Annotated in this window: 27 protein-coding genes; 8 read left to right on the top strand and 19 right to left on the bottom strand. The window is 71.2% G+C overall.

From position 1 onward, the window contains the following. Nucleotides 1-241: 241 nt before the first annotated feature. A complete protein-coding gene (locus MXD62_RS30420) occupies nt 242-448 on the top strand; it encodes a hypothetical protein (RefSeq protein WP_248832805.1) in 207 nt (68 codons plus the stop codon). A gap of 661 nt (nt 449-1,109) precedes the next feature. Here the strand turns inward: MXD62_RS30420 and MXD62_RS39490 are convergent. After that, nucleotides 1,110-1,241 carry a hypothetical protein gene (locus MXD62_RS39490; protein ID WP_285224243.1) on the bottom strand — a complete coding sequence of 44 codons (132 nt, stop codon included), beginning with the start codon at nt 1,239-1,241 and terminating at the stop codon, nt 1,110-1,112. 41 nt (nt 1,242-1,282) lie between these two features. On the opposite strand from MXD62_RS39490, the gene MXD62_RS30415 reads away from it, so the two are divergent. Beyond that, entirely contained in the window at nt 1,283-1,837 is a 555-nt protein-coding gene (locus MXD62_RS30415; RefSeq protein ID WP_131625838.1) for a non-canonical purine NTP pyrophosphatase, read from the top strand. 325 nt (nt 1,838-2,162) lie between these two features. Here MXD62_RS30415 and MXD62_RS30410 read toward each other — a convergent pair whose 3' ends face one another. The 4 genes from MXD62_RS30410 to MXD62_RS30395 all read right to left on the bottom strand — a co-directional run bounded on the left by MXD62_RS30410 (nt 2,163) and on the right by MXD62_RS30395 (nt 5,177). Then, nucleotides 2,163-2,519: a VOC family protein gene (locus tag MXD62_RS30410; protein WP_248832804.1), complete on the bottom strand. Its 357-nt coding sequence runs from the start codon at nt 2,517-2,519 to the stop codon at nt 2,163-2,165. Between the two features lie 65 nt (nt 2,520-2,584). Continuing rightward, a complete protein-coding gene (locus tag MXD62_RS30405) occupies nt 2,585-3,454 on the bottom strand; it encodes a hypothetical protein (RefSeq protein WP_248832803.1) in 870 nt (289 codons plus the stop codon). Then, nucleotides 3,451-4,950 (bottom strand): MBL fold metallo-hydrolase, encoded by a 1,500-nt coding sequence (locus MXD62_RS30400; RefSeq protein WP_248832802.1) that lies wholly within the window; start codon nt 4,948-4,950, stop codon nt 3,451-3,453. The genes MXD62_RS30405 and MXD62_RS30400 overlap by 4 nt, the downstream gene beginning before the upstream one ends. Before the next feature lie 77 nt (nt 4,951-5,027). Next, nucleotides 5,028-5,177, bottom strand: a complete 150-nt coding sequence (locus tag MXD62_RS30395; protein WP_165938582.1) for a hypothetical protein — start codon at nt 5,175-5,177, stop codon at nt 5,028-5,030. A gap of 725 nt (nt 5,178-5,902) precedes the next feature. Here MXD62_RS30395 and MXD62_RS30390 point away from each other — a divergent pair. After that, a complete protein-coding gene (locus tag MXD62_RS30390) occupies nt 5,903-7,243 on the top strand; it encodes a hypothetical protein (protein ID WP_248832801.1) in 1,341 nt (446 codons plus the stop codon). A gap of 99 nt (nt 7,244-7,342) precedes the next feature. On the opposite strand, the gene MXD62_RS30385 is transcribed toward MXD62_RS30390, so the two are convergent. Together MXD62_RS30385 and MXD62_RS30380 are read right to left on the bottom strand one after the other, a co-directional pair. Further along, the gene (locus MXD62_RS30385; RefSeq protein ID WP_248832800.1) at nt 7,343-7,900 is read right to left on the bottom strand and encodes a flavoprotein; all 558 of its coding nucleotides are present in this window, start codon (nt 7,898-7,900) and stop codon (nt 7,343-7,345) included. Then, nucleotides 7,897-9,105 (bottom strand): helix-turn-helix domain-containing protein, encoded by a 1,209-nt coding sequence (locus MXD62_RS30380; protein ID WP_248832799.1) that lies wholly within the window; start codon nt 9,103-9,105, stop codon nt 7,897-7,899. Before MXD62_RS30380 ends, MXD62_RS30385 begins: the two co-directional genes overlap by 4 nt. A 300-nt stretch (nt 9,106-9,405) precedes the next feature. On the opposite strand from MXD62_RS30380, the gene MXD62_RS30375 reads away from it, so the two are divergent. The 5 genes from MXD62_RS30375 to MXD62_RS30355 all read left to right on the top strand — a co-directional run bounded on the left by MXD62_RS30375 (nt 9,406) and on the right by MXD62_RS30355 (nt 12,548). Then, nucleotides 9,406-9,630: a DUF397 domain-containing protein gene (locus tag MXD62_RS30375; RefSeq protein ID WP_248832798.1), complete on the top strand. Its 225-nt coding sequence runs from the start codon at nt 9,406-9,408 to the stop codon at nt 9,628-9,630. After that, entirely contained in the window at nt 9,630-10,832 is a 1,203-nt protein-coding gene (gene fxlM / locus MXD62_RS30370; RefSeq protein ID WP_248832797.1) for a methyltransferase, FxLD system, read from the top strand. Before MXD62_RS30375 ends, fxlM begins: the two co-directional genes overlap by 1 nt. A 149-nt stretch (nt 10,833-10,981) precedes the next feature. Further along, entirely contained in the window at nt 10,982-11,221 is a 240-nt protein-coding gene (locus MXD62_RS30365) for a hypothetical protein (RefSeq protein ID WP_248832796.1), read from the top strand. Between the two features lie 693 nt (nt 11,222-11,914). Further along, nucleotides 11,915-12,154 carry a hypothetical protein gene (locus MXD62_RS30360; RefSeq protein ID WP_248832795.1) on the top strand — a complete coding sequence of 80 codons (240 nt, stop codon included), beginning with the start codon at nt 11,915-11,917 and terminating at the stop codon, nt 12,152-12,154. 133 nt (nt 12,155-12,287) lie between these two features. Continuing rightward, nucleotides 12,288-12,548: a hypothetical protein gene (locus MXD62_RS30355; protein WP_248832794.1), complete on the top strand. Its 261-nt coding sequence runs from the start codon at nt 12,288-12,290 to the stop codon at nt 12,546-12,548. A gap of 314 nt (nt 12,549-12,862) precedes the next feature. Here the strand turns inward: MXD62_RS30355 and MXD62_RS30350 are convergent, their stop codons facing one another. The 12 genes from MXD62_RS30350 to MXD62_RS30295 form a co-directional block, all read right to left on the bottom strand. Further along, entirely contained in the window at nt 12,863-13,960 is a 1,098-nt protein-coding gene (locus MXD62_RS30350; protein WP_248832793.1) for a helix-turn-helix domain-containing protein, read from the bottom strand. A 719-nt stretch (nt 13,961-14,679) separates the two neighbouring features. Beyond that, nucleotides 14,680-17,646 carry a BTAD domain-containing putative transcriptional regulator gene (locus MXD62_RS30345; RefSeq protein WP_308301350.1) on the bottom strand — a complete coding sequence of 989 codons (2,967 nt, stop codon included), beginning with the start codon at nt 17,644-17,646 and terminating at the stop codon, nt 14,680-14,682. After that, nucleotides 17,643-18,047, bottom strand: coding sequence for a pilus assembly protein TadG-related protein (locus MXD62_RS30340; protein ID WP_248832792.1), 405 nt, complete (start codon nt 18,045-18,047; stop codon nt 17,643-17,645). The genes MXD62_RS30345 and MXD62_RS30340 overlap by 4 nt, the downstream gene beginning before the upstream one ends. 46 nt (nt 18,048-18,093) lie before the next feature. After that, the gene (locus tag MXD62_RS30335) at nt 18,094-18,786 is read right to left on the bottom strand and encodes a hypothetical protein (protein ID WP_248832791.1); all 693 of its coding nucleotides are present in this window, start codon (nt 18,784-18,786) and stop codon (nt 18,094-18,096) included. After that, entirely contained in the window at nt 18,783-19,310 is a 528-nt protein-coding gene (locus MXD62_RS30330; RefSeq protein ID WP_285224242.1) for a TadE/TadG family type IV pilus assembly protein, read from the bottom strand. Before MXD62_RS30330 ends, MXD62_RS30335 begins: the two co-directional genes overlap by 4 nt. Beyond that, a complete protein-coding gene (locus MXD62_RS30325) occupies nt 19,307-19,780 on the bottom strand; it encodes a TadE family protein (protein WP_248832789.1) in 474 nt (157 codons plus the stop codon). Before MXD62_RS30325 ends, MXD62_RS30330 begins: the two co-directional genes overlap by 4 nt. Beyond that, on the bottom strand, nt 19,777-19,971 hold the full coding sequence (locus tag MXD62_RS30320) for a hypothetical protein (protein ID WP_251082548.1): 195 nt from the start codon (nt 19,969-19,971) through the stop codon (nt 19,777-19,779). The genes MXD62_RS30325 and MXD62_RS30320 overlap by 4 nt, the downstream gene beginning before the upstream one ends. A gap of 119 nt (nt 19,972-20,090) precedes the next feature. After that, nucleotides 20,091-20,987 carry a type II secretion system F family protein gene (locus tag MXD62_RS30315; protein WP_248832787.1) on the bottom strand — a complete coding sequence of 299 codons (897 nt, stop codon included), beginning with the start codon at nt 20,985-20,987 and terminating at the stop codon, nt 20,091-20,093. Beyond that, nucleotides 20,984-21,859 carry a type II secretion system F family protein gene (locus MXD62_RS39485; RefSeq protein WP_285224241.1) on the bottom strand — a complete coding sequence of 292 codons (876 nt, stop codon included), beginning with the start codon at nt 21,857-21,859 and terminating at the stop codon, nt 20,984-20,986. Before MXD62_RS39485 ends, MXD62_RS30315 begins: the two co-directional genes overlap by 4 nt. Further along, nucleotides 21,853-23,193, bottom strand: a complete 1,341-nt coding sequence (locus tag MXD62_RS30305) for an ATPase, T2SS/T4P/T4SS family (protein WP_248832786.1) — start codon at nt 23,191-23,193, stop codon at nt 21,853-21,855. The genes MXD62_RS39485 and MXD62_RS30305 overlap by 7 nt, the downstream gene beginning before the upstream one ends. Beyond that, the gene (locus MXD62_RS30300; protein WP_131625858.1) at nt 23,190-24,125 is read right to left on the bottom strand and encodes a chromosome partitioning protein; all 936 of its coding nucleotides are present in this window, start codon (nt 24,123-24,125) and stop codon (nt 23,190-23,192) included. Before MXD62_RS30300 ends, MXD62_RS30305 begins: the two co-directional genes overlap by 4 nt. After that, on the bottom strand, nt 24,122-24,766 hold the full coding sequence (locus MXD62_RS30295) for an SAF domain-containing protein (RefSeq protein ID WP_248832785.1): 645 nt from the start codon (nt 24,764-24,766) through the stop codon (nt 24,122-24,124). Before MXD62_RS30295 ends, MXD62_RS30300 begins: the two co-directional genes overlap by 4 nt. Between the last annotated feature and the right edge of the window lie 195 nt (nt 24,767-24,961).

The raw sequence follows: 24,961 nt of genomic DNA, 5'->3' as shown, positions 1-24,961 counted from the left end.
CGCGCCGGGGGTCACCCCCCCCCCCCCCCCCCCCCCCCCCCCCCCCCCCCCCCCCCCCCCACCCCCCCCGCCCCGGCCCCCCCGGGCCCCCGGGGCCCGCCGGTGGTCCACGCACACCGCGACATTCCCTCCCCTGGCTCCGAGCCCCACTACCAGCCCGCCCTGTTCACCGTCGCGGGCGCTGGCTGGCCCTCGTGCGGCCCGGCCCGGTCCGCCACGCCGCACCAGGAGGACTTGAACCATGAAGATGCTCGGCCGCAAGGCCTTCTACATCCGCGGCTTCGGTGGGCAGTCCTGCTGCCGGCACGGCTGCTGCTCCGAGACCGCGCACCAGGGACGGCTCGGCTACAAACGGCACGTCAAGCGCACCGAGCAGCGCCAGACTACCCAGGAGATCGCCGCCGAAATCGCGGAGTACCTCCTCGCCGACAACCCGGACACGCCGTAGACAAACCCGCACGGCTGCCGCACGGAACGCTGACCCCGGGCAGATGCGCCGGCCCTGCGTGACGGTGAGCGGTCCGCAGCGGGGGCAGCCGGCGTCGAGGAGCTGTCCGCGGGCGGCGTCAACAGACGCTGTGGCTGAGCACTCCTGGGCGCTGGGCCGGGAGTCATGCCTGGCGGTGCATACGGCGCTGGTGCGGGCCGCGGAACGGCACCGGCACCTCTGACGCGCTACACATGACCACGGTCGTACCGGGCGCCGACCCGCCCCCACGGGTACGACTCTCAATCCCCGCGATGATCGTCGCGGAGGTGGCCGATGTGAACGACGACGCGCCGATCGTGGTAGTCGAGCCCGGCCGCGCACGACGCTGTGGCCGATCTGATCACCCGCTCGCAGATGGTTGAGGTGATGCACCGGCGGACGGCCGATCACCGTGCGCGCCTTGGACAATTACCGGGCCCGGCCCGGTACGTCGGACGAACGCTGAGGTGGAGCCGGGCCGCCATTGAGGCGTACACCCGCACTGTGGGATGATTCCTCTTCTCCCCGCCGCGCGGGGATATTCCATGGGTGTCGGATGCCTGGACCTACTCCCCGCCTTGTGCTTGCACGTTATCGGCCCCGGCCCGGCCGGTGTTCCGGGCGCCGGGGCCGTCGTATGTCACCCGTGCGCGGCGATGCGGGCGTTGGTGACGGTGATGCCCGCGGCGTGCAGCCGGCCGAGTAGCTCCTCGCGCTCGCTGAGCAGGTCGGTGACCTCACTGAACAGCGAGGCCAGCTCGGTGGAGTCCACAAAGCTGTCGTCGTCGATTCTGTTAATGGAGGTAGGAATACATGATTGACCGTGTCTCGCTCATCACCGGGAACGCGGGCAAAGCTCGCGAGTACGCCGCCCTCCTGGGTGTGGAGGTTACGGCGATAGCGGAGGGCCTCGTCGAGATCCAGTCCCTCGACGTCGTGACGGTGGTGAAGCGTAAAGCCGAGGATGCCTACTCGAAGCTGCGACGCCCGGTGCTCGTCGATGACACCGGCCTGGCCTTGAACGCCTGGAACGGCCTCCCGGGTGCCCTCGTCGCGTGGTTCCTCGACAGCGTTGGTACCGAGGGTCTCCTCGCTATGGCGGCAGGTGTGGTCGACCGCAGCGCCGTCGTGACGACCGCGCTCGGCTACGCCGACGCTGCCGGCGTTCGGGTTGTCACCGGCACCCTTCATGGGGTGCTGACCACCGAGCCGCGTGGTAGCGGCGGTTTCGGCTACGACTCCATTTTCGCGCCGGCTGGCAGCGCGCTGACCTTCGCGGAGATGCCGAGCGCGGACAAGAACAGGGTCTCCCACCGCTGGCTGGCCGCTGATGCCCTCCGTAAGGATCTCGGACTACCCGCCACCTGAGCGCCCGGTTTCTCGTCGTCTACGACGAGAAACCGGACAAGTCGTTCACATAGGACGCCCGGTTGCTGCGGGTGGCCCGCAAGGGCGAGCCGGAGCGGCCCGGGGCAAGGCATTGCGGCAGATCATCGAGTCGGTCAATGAGACCTTCAAGGCCGATTCGATCCCGAATAGCACCGAGGGTGCACGCTCGGCGGGGCCAGTCGTCGCCCGCGTCATGCGGTGAATCCTCGCGCTGACCGCCGCGAGCTGGCGTAACGACCACACCGGACAGCCTGTCCTGTGTTCGCTGACCGCTTGTGGGCACTGACCCTAATGAGCCGATCATCTAGGGTCCTTCGAGGCCGATGACGGTTCCGAAGGGGTCGATGATCTGGCAGATGCGCCGGCCCTCGGTGACGGTGAGCGGTCCGCGGTGGTGGCGGCAACCGGCGTTGAGGAGTTGCCCGCGGACTGCGTCGAGGTCGGTGACGGCCCAGTACACGACGGGCGATCCACCGCGCGGGTTCCGCTCGTCGTCGGCTTGGTGGAATCCGAGTTCGACGCCGGCCACGTTCAGCCAGGCGTAGACCGCGTCCCCGTCGATGTCGAGGTGCACCTCGACATCGAGGATCCCGGCCCACCAGCGCGCGGAGGTCTCCGGATCGTCCGCGAAGGTCATGACGGTGGTCGGTGGTCCGAGCACGACAGAGCCCTCCCACCAGGGGTTGATCTGGCGAGGTTATCCAGTCCGCGGGTGTCCCCGTGGCCTCATCGGTCGAGGCCGTGCAGTGACTCCAGGCCGGTTGCGGTCGCGAAGCAGGTGAGCGCGGTGAGTAGGTCCCGGTCCGTCCAGGTCACCCCTGTGTGGTGGAGGTGGCGGAGGTAGCGGGCCCGTACCCATGGTCCCGGCCGCGTATGACCGATCTCGCCGGCGAGGTAGGCGAGGGTGACGACGTCGGGCAGGCCGGTGACGTCCGGGCGGAGGGTCTCGACGTCGACGAGGGCTAGCCGGCCGTCGTCCCGGCAGCGTACGTGATCGCGGTGCAGGTCCAGGTTGCCCAGGGGCAGGTGTGCTGGTCCGTGCGCGGCGTTGACGAGGCGCAGCATGTCCCGCCATGCCTGTGCGTCGTCGACCCATGCCGGATCTGCGAGCAGCGCTGCGTCGATCCGCCAGGGCGTCATGGGTTCCCCCAGGGAGCGCGGCCATCGTGCGGAGGCGGTGTGGACCCGCGCTACGAGCGCGATCAGGTCGTCGAAGGTGTCGCGGTCGGTGAGATCCGCGGTGTCGGGCAGGTAGTCCACGAGCAGAGTTCGGGACCTGTCGCAGCTTGCCCGCAGGCCCGGGAGTACCTGGTCGGCGGCGAGGAGGTCGTAGGCGAGGCGTTCGCCGAGATACGCCGCCGTGTCCGCGTGCCGCTTGAGGACGGCCTGCGGCGGGTTGCCGACGGTGAACACCGCGGACCGGTAGCGCGCGGTCAGACACCGCACGGGCGCTGCGACCTCGGGGTAGTGCCGTTGGAGGATCGCGCTGGCCTGCGCGGTGGCGGCGGTCTGGTCCTCGGTGAGCGGTTCGGTGAGCCATCCGTCGGGCCGGGGCCGGGCCGCGCCGGCGAGGGGGCCGGCCGTGATGGTGCTCATCGGATGCTCGCGGTTGTGGGGTCGAGGCGGGCGAGGCTTTCGGCGTAGCAGCGTGCGGCCAGGTCCGGGCGCTGGTGCTCTCCGTAGACGGCGAACAGGGCGTACACCGGGGAGTCGAGGCGTTCGCCGACGTGCCAGCCCTGGTAGGAGCCGCCGATGATGTCCCAGATCTGCACGTGCCCGGTGAACAGTGCCACGAGATCCTGGTAGAAGAGCTCGATACCGAACGGGTAGCGGGCCATGGCTTCACCGCGGCTGGTTGTGCCGACCGGGACGAAAGCGGGCCCGGTGATGTCCCACGCGAACGACAGGATCCGTCCGGGCTCGCCGGGTGGGGCCAGCAGCCGCAGTACGAGCCGCTGGCCGTCGAGCGGGCCGGTCAGGTAGTCGTGCAGGGAGCAGGCGAGCGCCCCGGTACGGGTCGCGATCAGATGCCGGGCCAGGCGTGGTAATTCGCCGTAGACCAGCCGTTCGGCCACCATCCACGCGTCGGGGTCAAGCATCGGCCCGACGGGGGCCGGGTCGACCGGCCACGGGTTGGTGGTGAAGGCGTCGAGGGCATCGAGCCCGGCCTGTTCGGCGGTGGCGTCGAGGCTGACCCAGCCGGCGGTGTCGGTGGCGATGGGCCCCCGGGCAGGGAGAAGGAGCTGGTCGCCGGGGCGGGGGCCGTGGACGCGGAAGAGGTGTTGCAGCGCGTTCGCGTGCCCGGCGAGCGCGCGATGGTCGGCGTAGAGGAACGGGCCGTGGGGGCTGCGGGGTGCGGTGAACCCGTTCCCGCACAGCGCGACCTCGCCGACGCCGTCGAGCGGTTCCAGATAGTCGATCAGCAGGGTGTGCAGGGCCTGAATGCCGGTGGTGCGGGTGCGGGGCCGATCGAGCCCGGGAAGAAGGTTGACGTCCGCGCCGAGGGCACCGAAGGGCACGGACTGGGTGTTGTTGGAGACGATCGCCAGGTACGGCGCCGGCATCTGCCCGGCGTGTACCTGTTCCAGGTACAGGTCGGACACGTCGGCGTCGACACCGATGAACATATCCCGGTCGGACCCGGCCGCGCGGACAACCGGCTGCACCACCCGAGACTCCCAGAACAGGGTGCGCGCCCCCGCCGGGAACAGGTACATCTCCAGGCCACCGATGAGGATCGGTGTGAGGTGGTCGTGGCGGTGGACGGTGAACCCGAGCGCGCTCAGCGCGTCGACGACCGCGGCGGGCAGGGTGGTGCCGGTGTGGATCGGGACCGACCGGTCGAGCAGGTCCAGTGACGCGAAGTGCAGGTGGTCCAGGTGTTCGTGGGTCAGGACGACCGCGTCGGGGGCGGGCATCGCCTCATGGTCGACGGTGCGTGGTGGCCAGATCGGGAAGTCGACGGCGCCCGCGCCGAACGCGCGGGTCAGGATCGGGTCGACGAGCACAGCACTGTCCCCGGAGCGGATGTGCCAGCTCTGGTGACCGAGGAACGTCAGCTCGGTAGGCCCGGCAGGTGCGGCGTGTGGCATTCCAGGGCTCCCTGCGGTAGTTGAGGGGCGGGCCGGGGCGGGGGTCATGCGCGGCCCCCGCCCCGGGATTGCGGGGCCTACCGGTGGTAGGCGACCAGGGCGGTGTTCGTCGCGCCGGTGCGGGCGAACGCGGCGACGCGGCGCTGGAACGCTTGAACAGCCGCCACGGTCAGCGCGGCCGGCGCGACGGTGCCCACTACGACGGCGGGCGAGGTGCTGGTGCTCATGAGCACGCTCCTTCAGATCGACCCAGGGCGGCCCGTTGCCACCCTGCGGGAAAGCGCGCCCCGCCGGCGGGTGCGTAGCTGTGGCGCCGGGGCGGGGTGCAGGGGCTTTCTCGGGACTGGAAGGCCCCCGTCTCAGGCCCTGGGGATCCGCTCGGGGATCGTGGCCCAGGGTGATGTTCGGATCGAACATGGTGTAGGCGTCGGCGGCCTCCAGCGAAGGGAAGCCGAGCACGGCGGTAGAGGGTCACTGCCGGCGTCGAGCACGACCACCGACACAGCCGTCCGAGGACCGGCCCGCTGTCGTCGACGGGGCGCACACCCGGTCTTGGAGCGCCGGAGCGCCGGCTGCGACCGGCACGCTCGCGTGTGGGATCCGCGCTGGGAGAGGCGGGGAGGGAGCGTTGTGGATGGTCGCGAGGACCGGCTCCCTCCCCGCCCCGGCCACCAGGTCCCACCCGACGCCAGAACGTCGCGCGTCCTTGGGCGACGACGGGTCAGGGCAGGGGTGGCCCGCGCGGCGGGCATCCGGCCGACGGACCCGCCGGACGTTTCCATGCTGGTCACGTCCGCTCCTCTGCTGGTCCGTGGGGAAATCCGGAATGTTTCCGCCGCACACAGGACATGACACACTGCGTGACAGACATGCGACAGGTTGGGAACGGTCCCGCCCGGGTGGGTGGGACCGTTCCCGCCCACCCGCAGAGCGGGGCCGAGGGGAGCTGCCCGTGCAGACTGATGCCCGACCTGCCCGTCACCGGTACTACGGCCGTGCCCAGGCGCTGGTGAACGAACGGCAGGCCGACATGTCGAAACTCGCGCGGGCGATGAGTCCGGACGAGTGGAACCAGATCGCCCGGGGCACCGTCCGCGCCGCCGTGCTCGGCAAACGAGGGGGTAAAGCAACCTCGCTTCCCAGCAGGGAGACGGTCGAGGCGTTGGACCGGGCGTTGGCCGCGCAAGGCGAGCTGGTCGCGTTGTGGCGAGACGCCATGATGGAAGACACCGCGATCCGGATTGGCCTGCAGCCGCCCGCGGGTGGACTCCCGCCAGCCAGATCAGCGACAGTGGACAGGGCAGGGGAGGTGAGAGCGACGGATCGACGCGAGTTGTTCGAGCTCGGCGGCGGGTTCACCGCCGCGGCGGTGTTCGCGGCCACCGGGGACGTGGGTGCGCAGCTCGACCAGGCGCAGCCTGCGACCATGGCGCTTGCCGACTGCCGTACCGCGCTGGCTCACCTTGAGCAGAACCTGTGGTCGCTTCCTCCCGCGGACCTCTTCCCCGATGCGTTCGAGGCGTGGCAGACCGTGGAGACGATGCTGGCGCGCCGGGTGCATCCCGGCTACACCCATCAACTCGTTCTCCTCGCCGGCCAGCTCGCCGCCGGGCTGGCCACCGTGACCCGGTTCGGTGGAAACCTCGCCGTGGCCGCTCGATTCGCCGCACTCGCTGAAAGGCACGCCGCCGCCGTCGATGATCCACTGCTTACCGGGCGGGTCGCCGGCATCCAATCGTGCGTGGCCTTCAACGACGGTCAGTACGCCCAGGCCGCCGACATCGCCGCCCGCGCCCGGCCGCGATCTCATCCCGCGCAGCGGGCGCGCCTCGCCGCCTACGAAGCGCAGGCCGCTGCCGCCAACGGTGACCCGCAGCGGGCAGACCAGGCGGTCGGCGAGATGCGGGCGGGGATGCATGCAGCGCTCGCTGGTCCGGCGCTCACCTGGAACGACGCGGAAGAAGATCTCTACACGGCGATCACGTACTCCCACATCCCCGACCAGGGCCATCTGGCGATCACCCATGGCACCCGGGCGGCTGCGACGTTCGGGAACGACCTGCAAGGCATCGGTCTCGCCCACGTGGCGGTCGCCCGAGGACACCTCGCCGGGGACCGTCCAGCCCCGGCTGCCGCAGCAGAGGCAGGGCTACACGCAGTCGCGGTCCTCGGCGCATGCCCCAACGCTGTGGTCGCGGACCGCCTCCGTCAGCACGTCCTCGTGCCTCTGACACGCATAGCCCGCGACGAGCCCGCAGTGCTGGAACTCACCGGCCGCATAGCCGACGTCTAACGCGCCGCCTCCGGCCATCCGATCCCGGCCGGGGGCCGCCTGGACGCGCGCATCCGGGCAGCATGCGGGTTGTTCCAGGGACATGATCCACCAGCGGGTCTACCGGCGACGTGCTGTCTGCTCTGCGACGGCGTCGAGTGCCAGGTGCCAGGGGTAGGTAGCTGTCTTGTCCGCGCCGGCACGTGGGGGATGGGGTTCGAAGGCACCGGGGCCGAGGAGGACGGTGATCCCGGCGGCTCGGAGATTTTCGACGCTGCGGGTGAAGACACGGTTGGCGGCGAATGCCTGGTTGACGAACGGCAGGACAGCGATGGGAACGCCGAGCCCGGTCAGTTCGGCGAGGACGCTGAGGGGGTAGGTGTCGGCGATGCCGGCTGCCCACTTGTTGATGGTGTTGTAGGTGGCGGGGGCGACGATGACGGCGTCGGCGTGAGGAACCTTTGCGGGTTCGCCTTGGGGGCGGTAGGTGCTGCGGACGGGGCGACCGGTCAGCGTTTCCAACGCCGGTATGTCGAGGAAATGGTCGCGGGCCGTGGCGGTGGCGATGAGCTGGACCTGCCAGCCGCGGGTGTGGGCCAGGTCCACCAGCCGGCCGACGTTCCCGGCGGGCCCGGCCCCGCAGACGACGACGTAGAGCACCCGGTTCGGTGGGTTCACGCGGGGAGCCCGACACGCACGGCCAGTTGACGAAGCTGTGGGAGCGGCGGTGCGCCGGGCTGTCCCAGGAGCTGGCCGAGGAGCTGGCGTGCCACGGGTCGGCATCGCACCTCTTCGGGGGCGACACGATCGGCTTGGAGGAGGACACGGCCGGCGTCCTGGGTGTTACCGGTTTGGCGGTGGGCCTCGGCCAGGTCCAGCAGGAAATTGGCCTTGCGTTCCCGGGGCAGGACGGCGAGGGCTTCGGGGTTGATGCTGCGGGCGTAGGTGAGCGCGGCGGCGCCGTCGTGGAGGCGGACGAGGGCGGCCAGACGGTGCAGGGCGACGTTCGTCACGCCGAACGCGGTGGTGCGGTGGGCGTAGCCGGGCCCCAGAGTGCGGGCGACAGCGTCGGCCTGCTCGTGCAGGGCGGTGGCGGTGGGGGCGTCACCGTCGCTGGCGGCGGCGATCTCGGCGGGCAGGAGCAGCATGCCGTACAGCGACACCAGCTCCGGGTCGCCCGCCAGATCCGGCTCCATCCGGTCCGCCATCGTGATCAGGACGTCGAGGGCGGTGCGGAGCTGGCCGGCCTGGGCCATGGCACGAGCGACGCTGCGGGTGGCCCGTGCCAGGCAGATGAGGTCTTCCGACTGGGTGGCGAGGGTGATCGCCCGGTCCGCGGCAAGCCAGGCCACGTCGGTCGTCTCGAACTTCAGCAGCGTGGAGGAGGCCAGCCGGTAGGTCATGACCAGGTGACGGGTGGCTTCCAGGCGAGGCGCACCATCGAGGACGTGCACGGCGGCTTGGGCCTGCCTCATGAGGTCGGGTAGGACACGGCCCATGACGGCGAAGCGCGACGACAGCCAGGCGGAACAGGCGTGGTCGACCTGCGCGCGCAGCCGGGTCAGGTCCGGATCCTGGCCTGTCCGCCTGCCGAGGATGGTGTCGTAGGAACCCAGTGCTGTACGCAGGGCCTGGACTTCCACCGCGTCGAGGCATTGGGTCGCGCGTTCGGCGGTGTCGTCCTCGGTGAGGGCGGCCACGGAGATGTCCAGGGCGGCGGCTACCCGTTCCAGCATGGGTAAACGCACGAGGGTACGTTCCCCGGCCTCGATCTTGTCTACCCAGCTCACGGAGCGGTCGCAGCGGTCCGCGAACTGGGCGCGGGACAGGTTTCGCCGGGTACGCCAGTAGCGGACGCGGCGTCCGATAGCACGGCTGTCCATGGGTTCCTCGAGCGGAGAGGCGCGTGGGGCCGGACCTGAACACGATGACTGGTTACCCATCGTATAGGGGTGGTCGCCATCCCGGGTGGGGAGATCCCACGACCGCACTCGAACGATCTTGAGTGGTTCTGGACTCCCACATTTTGTCCAGCTGAGGCGCTGGGGCGGTCTTCTACGTTCTGCCGAGGGACCGCACGTTTCTCGTGGCCCCTTATCTGTTCTCCCGCCGGGTCCGGGCCGGTACCGAACACGGTTCGGGCTTGGCGGGCTCCACAACCACCATCCAGCTTCGAGGACCCTGTGCCTGCCTTCCCTTCCGCTCTGCCCGCTCCCGTGTACTGGCGACGGCCGTCTCAGCTCAATTCCAAGGTCGTCGATGCGGTCGAGGTCGCGCGGGACGGCCACCGGGTGCTGATCCGGTCGAGTCTGGGCCGCGAAGTGCGGACCACCCCGGGCGCATTCGCGGACTTTGTCCGGGCGGCGCAGCGCGGCGAGTACGACGACCTGATCTCGGGGGTGCGGTGATGCCCGCCGGGGAAGCGTCGTGGCGGCGCGCGGCGATGGTCGAGCGGATCCTGGCCGTCGAGTCGGTGTCCGCCAGGGTTGAGGCGGCGCTGCGTACGGTGCCGCGGCACCTGTTCTTTCCTGACATCTCGACCGAGGTGGCGTACGAGGACAGCTCTGTGGTCACGAAACGGGCGTTCGATGGGAGCGCGGTTCGTACGGCGCTGCGGCCGTCGGTGGCTGCGGTGATGGTGGAGCAGCTGCGGGTCGGACCCGGCCAGCGGATCCTGCAGGTGGGCTGCGACGGGTACACCGCCGGGCTGCTCGCCGAGCTGGTTGGGTCGGCGGGGTCGGTGGTGATGATCGACCTCGATCAGGATGCGGTCCACCGGGCTCGCACCTGCCTGAACGCGGCGGGGTACACCGGCGTCGCGGTGCTGGTCAGCAACGGGCATTTCGGTTTCCCGTTGCGGGCCCCTTTCGACCGGATCCTCGTGACCGCCAAGGCGACGGACATCCCACCCGCGTACATCGACCAGCTTGTCGATGGGGGGCGGATCGTGCTTCCGTTGCAGATCCGGGGCTTGTCGCGGTCGGTCGGGTTCTGTCGGGTCGGGGAGATCCTGGTCTCGGAGTCGATCCGGCCCTGCGATTTTCCGCGGATGCACGGCGCGGGCGCCCGGCAGCGTGCCACGGCCATCCTCGCGGCCGGGGTCCGGCTGGAGGCCACCGTGGCCCAGGACGTCGACGCCGACGCGCTGCGCGACGCGCTGCTCGGGCCGCGTCACGTGCTCAGCACCGGTGTGACGCTGCCACCTGGCGACGGTCTGCTGGCGAGCCTGGAGCTGTGGCTGGCGACCGTGCGAACGACCTACGGCCGGGTGTACGCCGAACAGATCGCCGACCAGCAGACCCCGCTCGCGCCGACGGTCCCGGGGGGCGTGTCGGCGGTGTGGTCCGACGACAGTCTCGCCTCCCTCACCTATCCCGCCGCTGACACGGTGAACGGCGCGGACCTCGACGTCAGTGTCATCGCCTGGGGCCCGGACCGCTTCCGGCTCGGGGACATCCTTGCCTACGACGTCCAGATCTGGGACGCCCAACGCCGTGGCGGGCCGGACCCCACGATCCGGGTCTACCCCTCCACCATCGCCTGGGAGTCCCTACCGCCGGGCCGGCTGATCGACACCCCTTCCGCACAGATAATGATCACCTGGGATTGAGGGCTGCGCCGTCCTCCCGCCCCGCCTGCTTTGCCGCCGCACGACCATCGCCTCTGGGAGACCCCGCCGTGAGCTCCGCGCCATCCGAGACTCCCGCTATCCGGTGGGGTGTCGTCACCCTTGATGCGCATGATCGGGCGGTGCGTGTGGTGGTCGGGTTCGCTGCCCCGCAGCTGGCTGAGGGCTGGGCCCGCGCGCAGCCCGGCCTGGACTTCGTGGTGGTCCCGGCCGGGCCGGCGCAGGGCAGTGACTGGGCGGTGGTGGCGCTGAATGCGACTGAGCGGCCCATCGGGGTCCTCGCCTGCTTCCCGGACCCGAGGGCCGCCGACCTGTACGCCCGTTCCTGCGTGCTGTCTGGCTACACCGTGGCACCCATCGATGTCTGGTGACCTGCCGCCAGCGACTCTGCGGGTGCTGACACCAGGGTCGGTGGCGGCGAACCCGCGTCCGGGCCCACCACCTGCGGGGTTGTACTGGCGCCACCGGTCCTTCCGCGGGTGGGTGAGCCGGCGGTTTTCACGCGGTCTCTCGCCGGAAGAGCCGGGGTGGTCCCTGAACGCTGGGTGAGGGTGCCTGATCCGTCACCTCATCCGGGCGGGCCGGGGCCAGTCCCAGGAGGCCCGGTTTCCCGGCGGGTCCGAGGGCTCTCGTCGAAGCCCCGCCGATCGTGCCGCGTTCTTCTCGCTATCTGTGCCGGTTTGGTGACGGCACCGCGGTAGGCGGGTCGGCGGCCCGGAATTGGACGCCGCCGAGTGTGGTGCGCTGGTCCAGGGTGGGTGGTCTGCGACGCCCTTTCGGGGAGAGGCAGTGTGATGGTGTCGGGGCGGGTTGGGATGCGGACCGCGGCCCGCCCCGCGCGCTTCGTTCTTGGCCGGAGTAAGCCTCGGTCGGGTTCCCATGCCAGGTCAGGCGTGCGCTGGTGTGTCGTCGGTGTGGCCTGTCCCGCGTGCCAGGGGGCCTGTCGTCGTTGGTTCGTCGATGCCTGGGTGGGGGTTGGGTAACGGACTGGTTGGCCCGGCGCAATGCGGGGACAATGTCCGCGAACGTTACGACAATCATCGTCGTGACGGCTCGACGATTCGGTGGTCTCGCTGCAGCATCATCATCCTACCGAGAAAAACGTCGAGGATATGGCGGTGCCGGGGATGGCGATGATCGGTTTGGATATGGCTGCGAGGCGCGTGGGAACATCGCCGTCGACCATCATCGATTGGATCGCGGGCTGCTATCTCTCTGCTCGGTGGACCCGGCAGGGGTGGAAGGTTGATCCACGAGATGTTGATGATGTGGCGACACGGATGGGCCTGAAGAAGGCCGCCTGACCGGCTGCGAGGGGAAGAGCGGGACACTATGCGTGCTGTGAACGGCGATGATCGTTATCGTTCCTGTCCGTCGTGGTGCCAGGAGCCGGCGGGGCACCTGCGCCCTGAGCCTGACGGTCTCGGGGACTATCACATGGCGGAGATCGCCCTGATTGATCTTCCCGAGATCGATGGGATACGGGCGGACATACTGGAGCTTGCGGTGAGGATCGAACAATATGTGACCCATGCCACCGTGTACCCTCCTGTGATCACTTTTGGAAGTGGAGACGTTGACGATCCCGACCGTGAAGGACTCACGGCTGATGAGGTTGAGGATCTCGTCGTAGCGCTCCAGCGGGCGATCGCGACGTTGCGCGGCGGATCGGACGGGCCGTCGCCCGACGGTTTCTAACCCCGGCGCTTTCCCGGGGGGCAGGAGTAGGCGCGGCTAAAGCCCGGCTGTTTTACGAGCGGGGTTGTTTGGGATGGTGGATGGCGGGTCGGATGATCCGTCTGGTCGCGGATGTCGTCGTGGCCAAAGAGATCATCGCCGGGGACGTCGAGACGGCTCGGGTACGCGCCTGCGGACCCTGGGCGATGACGCGGGGATGGGGCGCGCTTACGGGCCGGCCCGGCAGCGGTTCTACGTAATGATCATTCGTGCAGACTTCAGGATTACGTAGCAGACCCCAGGGTTATGTATCCACCGCCGGCCGTGGCTGGCGTCTATCCCGAGGGGCTTTGCGGGCTGCCGGGCGTTGCCGGGCCCTGGCTGGCGTCGGAGTTCACTGCTGTTGTGACCGGGGGTTCTGTTCGCCGGGGAGTGGTGGGGCGGTGGGGGAGGTAGCCGGCGTGGGCTGCGGCGGCGCCGAGTTGGAAGGGGGTGGTGACGCCGAGGCGGTGGCAGAGGTCGGCGACGTCGCGTTTGATGGTGCGGTCGGAGACGCCGAGTTCGCGGGCGGCGCGGGTGTAGTCGAGGCCGCGGTCGAGCAGGAGTAGGAGTGCCCGTTGGCGGCGGATCGCGGCGGGTTCTTCGGCTACGGCGGGGTGGCGTTGGGTGGGGATGGTCTGTTCGATCCGGGTGACCATTTCGGTGACGGCGCGGATGAGGGTGGGGGCGACGGTGACGAGGCCGCCTGCGTCGAGGTCGTCGTCGCGGACGGGGATGAGGGCGGCGGTGGTGTCCCAGATCATGGTGCGCATGGGTACGGCGGGGGCGATGCGGATGTGTCCCATGGGGGGCAGGCGTCGGGTGGGTTGGCGGCGTTGGGCCGCGGTGAGCGCGGGTGACGCCCACACGCTGGTGATCTGTACGCCGCGGGCGGCGGCGGTGGCCAGGAGGTCGGGGACGTTGCCGCCGAGGCCGGGGGGTGGCGGCCCGTTCTGGAGGAAGCGCAGGCTGGTGGTGCTCTGCGCGGTGAGTTCGGCCATCTGGCCGAAGATCTCGTCGCGGGTGAGGAGGTGGATGCCGGCGCTGGTCCCGGTGCGTTGCCGGCCGGTGACGTAGTCGCCGAAGAGGTCGGATCGGTAGAGCCGGGCTCGTTCGTCGGCCATCGTGGCGCGTGCGGCGCTCAGGGCGGCCTCTTGTTCGGCGTGGCGGGCCTGGAGGACTTTGACGGGGTCCTGGGGTTCCCACTGGCGGCCGACCTGGCGGAGCAGGCCGGCTTCGACGAGGCGGTTGATTTCGGCTTCGACGATGGGTTCGGGGCGGTCGAGCCATTCGGCGAGCATGTCGACGTCGCAGTAGGGGTGGCGTGCCACGGTTCGCCAGACCTGTTCGGAGAAGTCGTCGAGGTTGTTGAATCCCAGCTCGGAGATTCTCATACCGCCTCCGTACGCCTTGCTTGCAAGCAAATAGAAGGTCCGTTGCGTGCACCTCCGTGAGGCGAACGTCCGGGGGCCGCGGCGAAGGGCAGGGCCGCGATGCACGTGCTTCATTCACGCGCAAGATGACCGTAGCGCACCTGGTGCGCGCCGGTCCGTGACGATGAGACGGACGACACCGCCGCCACGGGGAATTGCTCTCCGTAGCGCTACTGGTCGCCTTCGTATGCGTAGCGGCTAATTATGCGATGTGTATCCATCCCGGGTCGCAGCGTGTCGATCTCTTCTCGGGAAAGCAACGGGCCGTCAATGCTTTCGCCCGCTTCTCGATGAGCGGGTGACGGATGAACAATCTCTTCGTCGCGTAAGTGGACTGTCATGGATGCCGGGGTGGAGGTCGCGGGCCCGAGTGCGGTAGGCATGGGCTGGTGTCGGCTCCGTGACCTGCATCGATGATGGGATCACGGCGAGCGGGGTTCCTCGTACGCTGGCCCCGGCAGGGGCAGTGCGTGTACCCCGGATGGGTGGAGGCCCAGGCCGCGGTAAGGGAAGCCGGGAAATCCTTGCCTGACCGTCCAGCGACTGCACTGGTGTCGGTGAATCTCTTTCCTTGGACGCTGGGCATTGTGTAACAGTTAGCGGTGCTGCCGCGTTCTCCCCGGCGGTACCAGTGGCGATGACCGGCTTCCATCAAGGGCTGCTAGTAAAGCTGTTTGATGTCAGCTGCTGGGGCGTTCGGGCCGGCGGGTAGTGGCGGGTCGGATGATGCGTCGCGGGCCGGTTTGGGTGGGTGTGGGTTTTGGTGGTGTGCGGGTGAGGTGGGCGAGTAGGGCCTGGGTTTCGGGGGTGGGGTCGACGTCGAGGCCGTGGGTGTCGAGGGCGTCGCGTAGGCGCTGGTAGGTGCGGCGGACGGCGTCGGGGCGTCCGCGGGCGGCGTGGATATGCATGACGTGCCGGTAGAGATCTTCGACAGTCGGAGTGAGTGCGAGGGCTTGTTCCAGATAAGCCAGGGCCTGTTCGGGATGGTCGTCGGCGTGCAGGTCGGCGAGGTCGGCGAGCGCGTCAACAGCGCGGTGCTCAAGGTCGGTGACGGTCGGGGCGGACCAGTCGTAGGCGGTGTCCCCGAGGGGTGTGGCGGTGGCGAGGTTGACGGCGCGGGTGAGCGCGGTGATGCGGGCGGGGTCGTCGGGGGCGTGTCCGGCGGCGGTCAGGGCCGTGTCGAATTCCCACAGGTCGACCGTGATCAGGGTCGGGTCGAGGCGGTAGCCGGTTTTCCCGCTGAGGATGGGGGTGAGGGTGGGGTCGCCGGTGGCGGTGCGCAGGGTGTCGCGGAGGGCGGCGACGGCGCGGTAGATCTGGTTGCGGGCGCGGGTCGGGTCCTGGTCGGGGAGGAGATCGGCTGCGAGGCGGTCTCCGGTGACGCCGCTGGGGTGGACGGCAAGGTAGGCGGCGATCTCCAGGCTGAGGGTCCGTAGCCCGCCAGCGAGAGGCACGGAGTCGAGGTGGACGGCGGGCCGGCCGAAAAGCACGAGCCGTACCCGCCTGCCCGGCTGGTCGGCGTGGCTGGTCTGTTCTGCGGGCTGTGCGGGTGCGCTGGTGGCGGCCGGTTCAGGGGGTGGTGGGGTTGCGGTCGCGGGTGAGGGCGCTGGCTTGGCGGGTGGTGGCACAACCGTCGGGGGCGCGGGGCGGGCCCCGGCCACGGGGGTGTGTGGGGGGACGCGGGCGGGTGTCGCGACGTCGGGGGTGGGGTCAGCGGGTGGGGTGGGTTGGTCGGTGGCTTGGGTGAGGACGTGCAGGAGGTCGCTGGCCTGGGCGGGTGTGAGCTGCCAGGGCAGCGGTGGCTGATCGTCGCCGGCCGGGTCGGCGGTCGTATCGACGGTGATGGTGTAGATGCCGAGCTGGGCACCGCTGTGGGCCAAGGCGGCGAGCCGTCCGTCGTGGGGGTTGGGTGCGCTGGCTAGAAGTAGGACGGTGGGGATCATCTCGTCGGGTAGCGCGGCGCGCAGCTCGTCCAGGCTGGTCGTGGTGGTGTCGTCGGTGAGCCGGGCGCGGCGGAGCGCCTCGCGGTCAGCGAGGTCGAGCGCGGCGTCGGTGTTGGCGGTGATCGTGGCCTGCGGGAGTGCGTCGAGGAGCGGGCGGGGCAGGTCGAGCAGGCTGACGGCACTGTGGGGGATGATCAGCCGGGCGGGCCAGGTGGTCCGGTCGCGGTGGTGGTCGGCGAGAACGCTCAGGATGATGGCGCGGGCCGCGGCGGGTGCGGCCGGGCCGTGCAGGTCGAGCCGGCCGGTGCGCAGCAACTCGGCAGGAAGCCCCTCTGCAGGCCCCACCGGGTCGACATCACCGGGGGTGGTGCTGGTGGAGGGAGTTGTGGTCGGGCTGGGAGGAGCCTGGCTGCCAGGGGCCGAAGCGTGGAGCACGGCGGTGCTGAGGCCGGTTGCCGGTGGCGGTGCGGCGGACAGGTCGTTGACGGGTTCGGGGTCTTCGTCGTCGGTGGTGGGTGGGCGGCTGACGCGCAGGATTTCGCGGATGACGAGGGGCAGGGGTGGGTCGGTGGGGGTGGGCTGGCCGGGTGGGGTGGGGACGGGGCGGCGGCGGGTGCGCAGGAGCCGGGCGATGGTGACCGCGGCGGCGAGGGCGGCGATGAGGCCGAGAGGCAGGACCGCGCCGGAAGGTAGCCGGATCGGATGGTCCTGGCCGGGCGCGGTGTGGGGTGGCGGGGGCGTGCTGGTGGGCGGTGGTGTGTGGGGAGGCGGTGTCGCCGAGGGGCCCGGGGCGACCGGGGCTGGGGGGAAGGTCGGGGTCCAGCCGGGAGTGGGGTTGCTGCGCTGTGGCGTGCTGGGCGACCGGGGTGTGGGAGCTGTGGGGCTGGGAGCCGCGGCCGGGATGTCCGCCTGCGGCCCGCTCGGACCTGTCGGGGGGAGTGGGATGGCTGTGCTGGGTGTGGCCGGCGCCGGTGGGGTGTGGTCGGTGGGGGGTTGGGCGTCGGGGGGTAGGTGCAGGATCCAGCCGGGGCGTAGCAGGTCGGGGGTGGTGAGCTGGGTGCCGTCGGGTTGGACGCGGCCGTGGTTGAGGGCCCAGATCTCGTGCCAGCGCAGCCCGTCGCGCAGCCAGGTTTCGGCCAGCGACCAGAGGGTGTCGTAGGGGGCGACGGTGCAGCTTGGCCCGGCCGGCGCGGTGGGGTCCGCGGCCGGGGTGCCGGCCTGGGGGGTGGGGTCGGCGGGGGCGGTGACGGGTGCGGGTCGCTGGTAGGCGGCGAGGACCGTGGGTGTGGGCGGGCTGGTGCTGGTGCGGGTGGTGGCGGTGAGTAGGCCGGTGAGGATCATGCCGACAAGGACGGCGGCCAGGGCTTGGGCGGGGCCGCCGGTGGGCAGCCGGGGCCGGTGCCAGCCGCCGATGGTGGCGACGACTTCGACGGCGATGGACACCGCGATCAGGGCGTAGGTGTACCAGAACAGGGCGCCGATCAGGCCGAGGATCAGGTCCTGGGTGAGTGGTGAGCTCGCGGTATCGACGATCTCTGTCCAGCTTGGAACGTGGTCGGGCAGTGGCCAGCCGACGAGCTGCCACATCGCGGCGGGTGCGGCGATCAGGACGGCGCTGGTGGCGGTGAGGCCGGCGAGTGCGCGTAGGAGTCCGCCGAGACGGTGCAGCGGTCTGACCCGGCGTGGTCTGGCCCGTCGGCTCACAGAGTGCCTCCTGGGACGGAGGGGGTGGTGACGCCGTGGATGGGGGCTGCGGTGGCGTGGCCGGTGACGGTGAGCGTGTCGACTCCGACGATGCCGAGGAGCTGGGTCGGTATCTGTACGGTGACCTCGACCGTCACCGTGGTGGCGGTTGCGGTGACGGTCCCCTGCGTCCCGGCGGCGGTGAGGTACTGCTCGGCGCGCCGGCGGGCGGCGGCTGGGTCGAGGTGAACGACGCCGCTGGTCCGATAGGTCTCCAGGTCCAGCCCTTGGGCTCCGGCGCGGGCGGCTTCGGCGGCGAGGCTGATCGCGGCCGTTTTCCGGTCCAGGGCGAGCCCGCCGTCCACGACAAGTCCGGTCACGCCGATCAGCGCGACCGTGAGCACGAGGAAGAACGCCGTCACTGTCCCCCGATCCCGATCCCGATCCCGATCCCGGTCCTGGTCCTGGTCAGGCACGGTGGAACCGGTCCCAGCCCGCCGCGGTGACCGCAGCCGGACTGTCGGAGGTCGGCAGTCGCAGCCGGGCGGAGGGTGGTGTGGGGTGGATGTCGTCGAGGTGCCAGTCGCCGTCAGTCCAGGTCAGCGTCCAGGTGACCGTCCCGATCAGCGGTGGGGTAGGTGTGGCGCTGGTGGCGACCCTGCTGGCGTGCAGGAGGGCGACCGTGGTGCGGTCAGCTTCCGCGGAGAGAACCCGGGCGCCGAGGGGGCGGAAGAACAGCGCACCGTCTGGAGGGAGGCGGGGTGGGCTGTAGCCGTCGTCGACGATGCCTTCGGCGCGTGTCAGATAGCCGCGGGTGGCGATCACCGCGAAGATGCCGGTCTGGTCGGCCGGATCGCGGGGCATCACCATCTGGCTCCAGCGGACCGTAGCCGATACCGCTCCTGCGGTGGTGTGTGGAAAGTGCAGCGGTACCCCGTTGTCCGCGAAGGAACGTGCCGGCGGGAGGAGCATCCGGCCGTCCGGGTCGGGGGCGTCCTGCAGGGGGGAGGCCGCCGCCGGGGGCGGGCCGGAGGTGACAGTGCGCTGGCTGTCGAAAGCGGCGACCACGGCTACGGCACCTACCGCGGCCAAGGCGGCGACGGCGCCGAGCAGGGCGGCGGCGCTTCGCCACCGCTTCCTCAGGACGCGGGCTACTCTCACGTGCGTTCACCGATCCGGGCCAAGACCGGGCCGCCTGTGGGAAGACGGGCGGTGATGACCGTCCGATAGAGGTCGATGGGGGCGCTCGCCGTGGCGGTGAGGGTCCGCTGTCCGGGGATGGGCAGGCCGGCGGCGAGGTCGGACTGGTCGAGCTGGCAGACCACGGTGGCGCGGGCGACGCCTCCGGGGTGGAACTGGCTGGTGTCGACCTGGACGGTGAGGGCGGTGCAGGGTCCTGCACCGGTGAGGTCGGGGGCGATGGCCGCTTGGGCGGCGGCGCGGGCCTGGGTGGGGGTGCGGGCGATGCTCGCGGCGCGGGCGGCGGTGTGTGCGGCGCTGTCGACCTGCCCGCGGGCGTTCACCGCTCGCCCCGCGTAGATGATCAGCACCAGCAGTAGAATGATCAGCGGTGTGAGTAGGGTGAGTTCGACGGCGGCCGATCCCGTATCGCTAGCACCTTCTGCGCTCGGTTGCGCAGGCCCGCATCGCTGCCACCGGTCGGGGCGGGCGGAAGAGCGGTTCATGGGGTGAACCGCTCGACGGTTCCGGTGGCGTGACCGGTCACGTGCAGGGAGATTCCGGGTAGCAGGCTGACCGCGGTCCCGGTGACCGTGATCGTGACCGTCTCCGGGCGGGCGTCGAGCTGGATGTGGGTGGCGGTGAGGACGGTGTCGCCGAGCTGGTCGAGGGTGATCTGCGCGGCATCAGATCCGGCGGTGGGGGTGGCGCCGTAGGCGCGGGCGGCGTCCGCGCCGCGGCGGGCGGCGGTGGCGGCGATGTGGCTGGCGTGCGCCCACAGGGCGTACTGGATGACGACCAGCAGCATGGTGATCAGCAGGGGTGTGGCGATGACCAGCTCGACGCTGACCGCGCCCGTGTCGGGGGCCTCTCGGCTGTCGCCGGTGCGCTCGGAGAAGTGCCCAAGGGCGCGGCGGCAGGCGGGCCGCAGTGGAAGCGGGATCCGCCGCGCGTGGAGGGTGGGTGGCGGGGTCATAGGTCGATGCTGTTGGCCTTGTCGATCAGCGCTCGGCCGATGATCCCGATGACGGCGAGCGTGAGGACGACCAGCAGCGCGGTGACGATGACGGTCTCGGTGCTGTAGCCGCCGTCCCGGTCCTCCTCACGGGCCCGGGTCTCCCACGCGTGCAGACGGGCGTAGGCGAGGGTCAGCAGGCCGAGCACCATGGCGGTGGCTGCCGCTACTGGACGGCGGATCGCGGCGCGGGGGCCGGCGCGGCGGAGTCGGGGCACGGCGGGAGGGATCCTTCCGGGCAGGGGTCGGAATGGGTGAACTCGCGGACCTTTCACAGGCTGGTCATGACGCGGGCGACGGCGGGGTAGCCGATCAAGAGAAGAAATCCGAGGAAGAGCAGGGCGACGGGTAGGGACATGCGTTCGGTGGCCGCGGCGGCGTCCGCGTCGGCGTCGGTGAGGGCACGTAGGCGGATGGAAGCGGCTTTGGCAGCGAGGGAGGCGCGGATCTTCGCGCCTTCCCCGCCGGCGAGTTCCACACTGGCGGCGGTCTCGACGATGTCGGGGATGCCGTGGCGGTGTCCGAGGTCGGCGAGGGTGGTCCAGATCGGGGTGCCGGTGAGGACAGCGGTGTCCACAGCGCGGCGCAGCTGGGTGTAGGCGGGGCCGGTACCGATGGACGCGGCGTCATCGAGGGCCTGCTCGACCCCGGCGCCGCCCGCCAACGCGATCACCACCAGATCCAAAAAGCTCGAGAAGGCGGCGCGCAGCGCCCGGCGGTGCGCGGCGGCGTCGGCGCGGACTGCCAGATCCGGTGCGACGAACCCGACGGCGGCGAGGACGAGCGCACCCGCCGCCGGCAACACCACAGGCAGCCGCACCCCACCGACGGCGAGGACGACGGCCAGGAGCGGGAGCAGGAAGAACCCGACCACCCCGCTGGTGATCTTCTCGGCGAGGTGGGTGGCGGGATCCCGGTCGAGCGAGACAAGGTCGCGGCTGATACTGGCCGGGATGAGCGAGCCGGGAGTAAGCCGGCGGGCGAGAGGACGTCCCGCGCGAGCCGCCCACCCGCCCGAGACTGTCGCTGGTTCGCCGGGGGTCGGTGGGGTGGGGTGCAGGTCGGCGATGAGCTGGCGCAGGTCGGGTTCGGCGGGGCGCAGCCCCGTCCAGACCAGCCACAGGCCCACACCCGTGGCCGTGCCGTAGGCGAGCAGAAGCCCGGTCATGGTCGGCTCCGGGCGGGTAGGCGGGTGAGGATTCTTCCTGAGGTTGGGGTGCGGCCCATGCGGGACAGCCAGGTCAGCCCGGCGGCGAAGAGGGCGGCGACGGCGAGCAGCATTATTTGCCCGGCGGCGCTGTCGTAGGGCTCGACGAAGGCGGGGGAGAGGACGACGAGGCCGAAGGCCATGGCCAGGGTGGTGGTGGCGATGACCCGGGTGGAGGTGCGGATCCGGGCGCGGGACGCCGCGGTGCGCAGCCGCAGCGCGGTCTGGTCACGGGCGGCGGCGGCGAGCCGGCCCAGCAGGTCGGCGAGGTGACGGGCTTGGCGGGTCGCGGCCATCACCAGCGCTGCGACCACCAGGTCGGCGGTCGGGTCATCGACAGCGTCCGCGAACTCCGCGAGCGCGTCGGGCAGGCGGGTCCCGGCGTCGAGGGCGGTGGCGAGCTGCACCACCTCGGCGCGGATGGGGCTGGGGGTGATGGGCGCGGTGGCGCGGATCGCTTGTTCGAGGCCGGCGGCGCCCGCGAGGGTGTCGCGCAGCATTTCCGTCCATACCGCGATCGCCTCGACCCGGTCGGTGTGGGCCTGCTCGGCCCGGCCCGAGGTGAGCAGCCCCGGGAGGATGACCACCGCCAACGCTGCGAGGGCGGCGGCCACAGGCCAGCCCGTCAGCAGCCCCACGACGATCGCTGCGGCAACCGCACCGAGAGTGCGGGCGGCGCGGGCCTGGCGGGACAGGCCCCCGATCCGCCGGCCCGCCCACGCGCGGGCTGCCGCGGTGAACGGGGCGGTGCCTGTACCGGCGAGCCACAGGCCGATCCCGCAGCCCGTCCCGCAGCCGACCGCGAGCAGCACCCCGGCATCTGCGTTCACCATGGCGCCCAGCCACCGTCCGGGCCGCTGTCGGCACTGGGAGCGCGGTAGGAGTGCCGGTGGTCGTCGATGCGGGCGAGCAGGGTTGCGGTGTCGGGGCGCAGCGGTGCGCCGGGGACGGCGGTGCGGTCGGGGCCGGGGCGCCACACCTCATTCGTCGAGATGATCATCCCGTCGGCGCCGACGACCTCGCGGACGCTGGAGACGACCCGCCGCCCGTCGGGGGTGTAGCCGAGGTGGATGACGAAGTGCACCGCGCTCGCCGCGAGCAGCATGGTGGCTTCCATGCTGAGCCGTTCGGCGGCCTGCGCGGCGTAGGCGGCCAGTTTCAGGAACACCGCGCCGGAGGAGGAGGCGTGGATGGTGGCCATCGAGCCGTCGACGCCCATGCTCATGGCGTTGAGCATGGGGATGACTTCGGCGCCGCGGACTTCTCCGACGATGACCCGGTCGGGGCTCATCCGGAGCGCGGAGCGGGCGAGGTCAGCCTGGCTGAACGCGCCTTCGCCTTCGATGTTGGGCTCGCGGGCCTGCAGTGCGACGACGTCGCCGTGCTGCCCGTCGCGGTCCAGGCCGAGTTCGTAGCTGTCCTCGATCGTGATGATCCGCTCGGTGTACGGGATGTCCGCGGCCAGTGCGCGTAGGAAGGTGGTTTTCCCGATGCCGGTCCCGCCGGCGATGAGCAGGTTGCGTCGGGCCAGGACCAGCCGGTTCAGGAAGTGCCGTAGCTCGGCGTTGAGCATGTGCAGGTCGGTGACGAGTTGGTCGAGGGTGATCTGCTGGTAGCGGTGGCGGCGGATCGACACCACCGGCCGATGCGCCACCGCCATCAGGGCGTGGAGGCGGGAGCCGTCGGGGAGCTGGCAGGACACCTCCGGGGAGGCCCGGTCCCAGCGGCGTTCCTCCACCCCGGCCCGTGCCACCACCGTGCGGACGAGCTCGACCAGCTCGGCATCGGAGCGGGCGACCGCGGGGAGGCGTTCGCGGCGGCCGTCGAAGCGGCGCACCCACACCACGTCGCAGCCGTTTACCGAGATGTTCTCGATGCTCGGGTCATCGAGCAGCGGCTGCAGCCCCCCGAGCCCGTAGAGGCTGTCGAGGACGGTTCGGCTGATCTGTTCTTCGACCTGGGCGGACAGCAACTGCCCGCCGTCGGTGAGCTGGGTCTGGGCGTGCCGCGCCAACACGGCGGAGATCAGCTCCGAGGTCAACGCCCGCTGATCCGCCCGACCCAACGGCGGAAGCCCTTGGGCTTCTCGGGCTTGCAGCCGCGCGGACAGTGCCGCGCCGACCTGCACCCGGACCCGGGCCGCCAGCGCGTCGACGTTGTCGGTCATCGCTGGCCTTCCCGGTGGCGTGCCGGGGGTGGGCCGGCCCGGTCAGGGACCGTGGGAACCCAGCCGGACACCGCAGCCCGCTGCTCCCCCCGCTGCGGGAGGGAGAACGTCGAGCGGGGCAGAGCAGGAGGGTGAACACCGGCCCGCAGCGGCGGTGGACCTGGTGGCGCGACCGTGGGTGGCGGGGCGAGGGCCCGCGACGATCCGGTGGGCTGTGCGGCGAGGCGGCGGTCGAGTGTGGTGGCGATGTCGGCGGCGGCGCGTAGGAGCTGGGAGCGGCGGGCTCCACGGCCGAACCGCCCCCCGGACACACCAGCCGCGGCCCGCGGATGATGCGGCAACACTCCGACCACGGGCAGGCCGACAGCGTCCTCGACCCGTCCGGTGGGCCAGGCGGATTCGCCGGCGAGGATCAGGACGCAGTCCCGGCGGCCTGCGCCAGTCAGTTCCCCGGCCCGTGCCGTCACGCGGGCCAGCTCGGCGGGGACCGGACGCACCAGCACCGCCAGCACCCCGGCAGCCCCGGCGATCGGCAACGCAGGAGAGGCGGGGTCGAGCCGGCCGCAGTCCGCCACGATCAGCCGGCCTGACGCTGCCTCGGGCACTGACCCGGTCTGGGCGAGGACCGCGACCGCTCCGCGGGCGGAGCCGGCCTCGACCGGCCCCGCCACCAGCCCCACATCGCCGGCGAGTTCCCACACGTGCGCGTCCACCGGGGCTGCTCCGCCGCGTGCGGCAGCCGCCCAGCTCAACAGCCCTGGATAGCCCCGCAGCTGATACCAGCCGGCCACATCCCCACCCGAGGGGTCGGCCTCCACCAGCAGCGGATCGGCTTCGGTCTGACCGGCCGGCCAGGCCGCTGCCAGCGCCAACGCCGCCGTCGTCACCCCCGGCGAACCCTTCACCGACCCCACCACGACCAGGCCGCTCACCGGGACACCGCCCGCACCACCAGCGCGACCCGACCTGCTGCCGCCGCTTCGGCCACGGTCTCGGCGTCCCCGTCCGCGACCTGCAGCGACACCACCACCACCCCGCCGGCCCCGGCCGGGTTCGCCTCGTCGCCCTGGACAGTCACGACCAGCCCCTGCACCGACCGGGCCGGTGAGCCCGTCGAGGGCGTGGAAACCGTGGGGTCCGCGCCGCTGGTCGACGCCGCGCTGAGGATGACCGACACCCCATCGCCCCGAGCCAGCTCCGGGGGGTACTGGCCTGCCTTCAACGCCGCCCCGACCACTGCCCGCCCCGCCGGCGGCACCCGCGACCCATCCCCTACCGCACCCGCGGGGAGCAGGCTGCCCGCGACCAGCGGCACCACCGCCACCCGGCCCACGACCGCATCCACCGCGTCCGCAGCCACCACATCCACCCCGGCCCCGGCACCCACCGACACCGGGCGCAGATCCTGCACCGTCAGCACCCGGCCGGCCGGGACGTCGCGGGCCACGACCAGCAACTCCCTCCGGCCTTCTCGCTGACCACCGATGACGACGAACGCGGCGACGGACAGTGCGACCAGCAGCACCCCGACCAGCGCCCGCCGAGCCGCCCCACCCCGAGACCTCTCCCGCACCGGCAGACGCACATCCCCATGACGCCGTGTCCGGCCCGCCGCGCTCACCTGCCCGCCCCCGGCAACACCAGGCCCTGCGACTCCCCAACCGCGACCGACGCGGCCGTCTGGGATGTCAGCCCCGCGGCTTCACCGGTCTGACCGGCACCGGCCCACCCCACCTGCCAGGTCACCGTCACCGTCACCGGGAACCGG

It is taken from the genome of Frankia sp. Mgl5 (assembly GCF_023242985.1).
GTDB lineage: Bacteria > Actinomycetota > Actinomycetes > Frankiales > Frankiaceae > Parafrankia > Parafrankia soli.
The sequence above is the reverse complement of the archived record's forward strand: the minus strand, read 5'-3'. Positions and strand labels throughout refer to the sequence as shown.

What these genes read in the sequence shown, in the direction of transcription:
- MXD62_RS30320 (WP_251082548.1), bottom strand. Translation starts at nt 19,971, where the DNA reads ATGGTGCTCGGCCTGCTGACCCTCGCCTACGCCCGTCTGCACGCGTGG.
- fxlM (WP_248832797.1), top strand. Translation starts at nt 9,630, where the DNA reads ATGCCCGCCGGGGAAGCGTCGTGGCGGCGCGCGGCGATGGTCGAGCGG.
- MXD62_RS30305 (WP_248832786.1), bottom strand. Translation starts at nt 23,193, where the DNA reads ATGACCGACAACGTCGACGCGCTGGCGGCCCGGGTCCGGGTGCAGGTC.
- MXD62_RS30355 (WP_248832794.1), top strand. Translation starts at nt 12,288, where the DNA reads ATGGCGGAGATCGCCCTGATTGATCTTCCCGAGATCGATGGGATACGG.
- MXD62_RS30420 (WP_248832805.1), top strand. Translation starts at nt 242, where the DNA reads ATGAAGATGCTCGGCCGCAAGGCCTTCTACATCCGCGGCTTCGGTGGG.
- MXD62_RS30405 (WP_248832803.1), bottom strand. Translation starts at nt 3,454, where the DNA reads ATGAGCACCATCACGGCCGGCCCCCTCGCCGGCGCGGCCCGGCCCCGG.
- MXD62_RS30395 (WP_165938582.1), bottom strand. Translation starts at nt 5,177, where the DNA reads ATGAGCACCAGCACCTCGCCCGCCGTCGTAGTGGGCACCGTCGCGCCG.
- MXD62_RS39485 (WP_285224241.1), bottom strand. Translation starts at nt 21,859, where the DNA reads ATGGTGAACGCAGATGCCGGGGTGCTGCTCGCGGTCGGCTGCGGGACG.
- MXD62_RS30325 (WP_248832789.1), bottom strand. Translation starts at nt 19,780, where the DNA reads ATGACCCCGCCACCCACCCTCCACGCGCGGCGGATCCCGCTTCCACTG.
- MXD62_RS30400 (WP_248832802.1), bottom strand. Translation starts at nt 4,950, where the DNA reads ATGCCACACGCCGCACCTGCCGGGCCTACCGAGCTGACGTTCCTCGGT.
- MXD62_RS30415 (WP_131625838.1), top strand. Translation starts at nt 1,283, where the DNA reads ATGATTGACCGTGTCTCGCTCATCACCGGGAACGCGGGCAAAGCTCGC.
- MXD62_RS30315 (WP_248832787.1), bottom strand. Translation starts at nt 20,987, where the DNA reads ATGACCGGGCTTCTGCTCGCCTACGGCACGGCCACGGGTGTGGGCCTG.
- MXD62_RS30380 (WP_248832799.1), bottom strand. Translation starts at nt 9,105, where the DNA reads ATGGACAGCCGTGCTATCGGACGCCGCGTCCGCTACTGGCGTACCCGG.
- MXD62_RS30330 (WP_285224242.1), bottom strand. Translation starts at nt 19,310, where the DNA reads ATGAACCGCTCTTCCGCCCGCCCCGACCGGTGGCAGCGATGCGGGCCT.
- MXD62_RS30350 (WP_248832793.1), bottom strand. Translation starts at nt 13,960, where the DNA reads ATGAGAATCTCCGAGCTGGGATTCAACAACCTCGACGACTTCTCCGAA.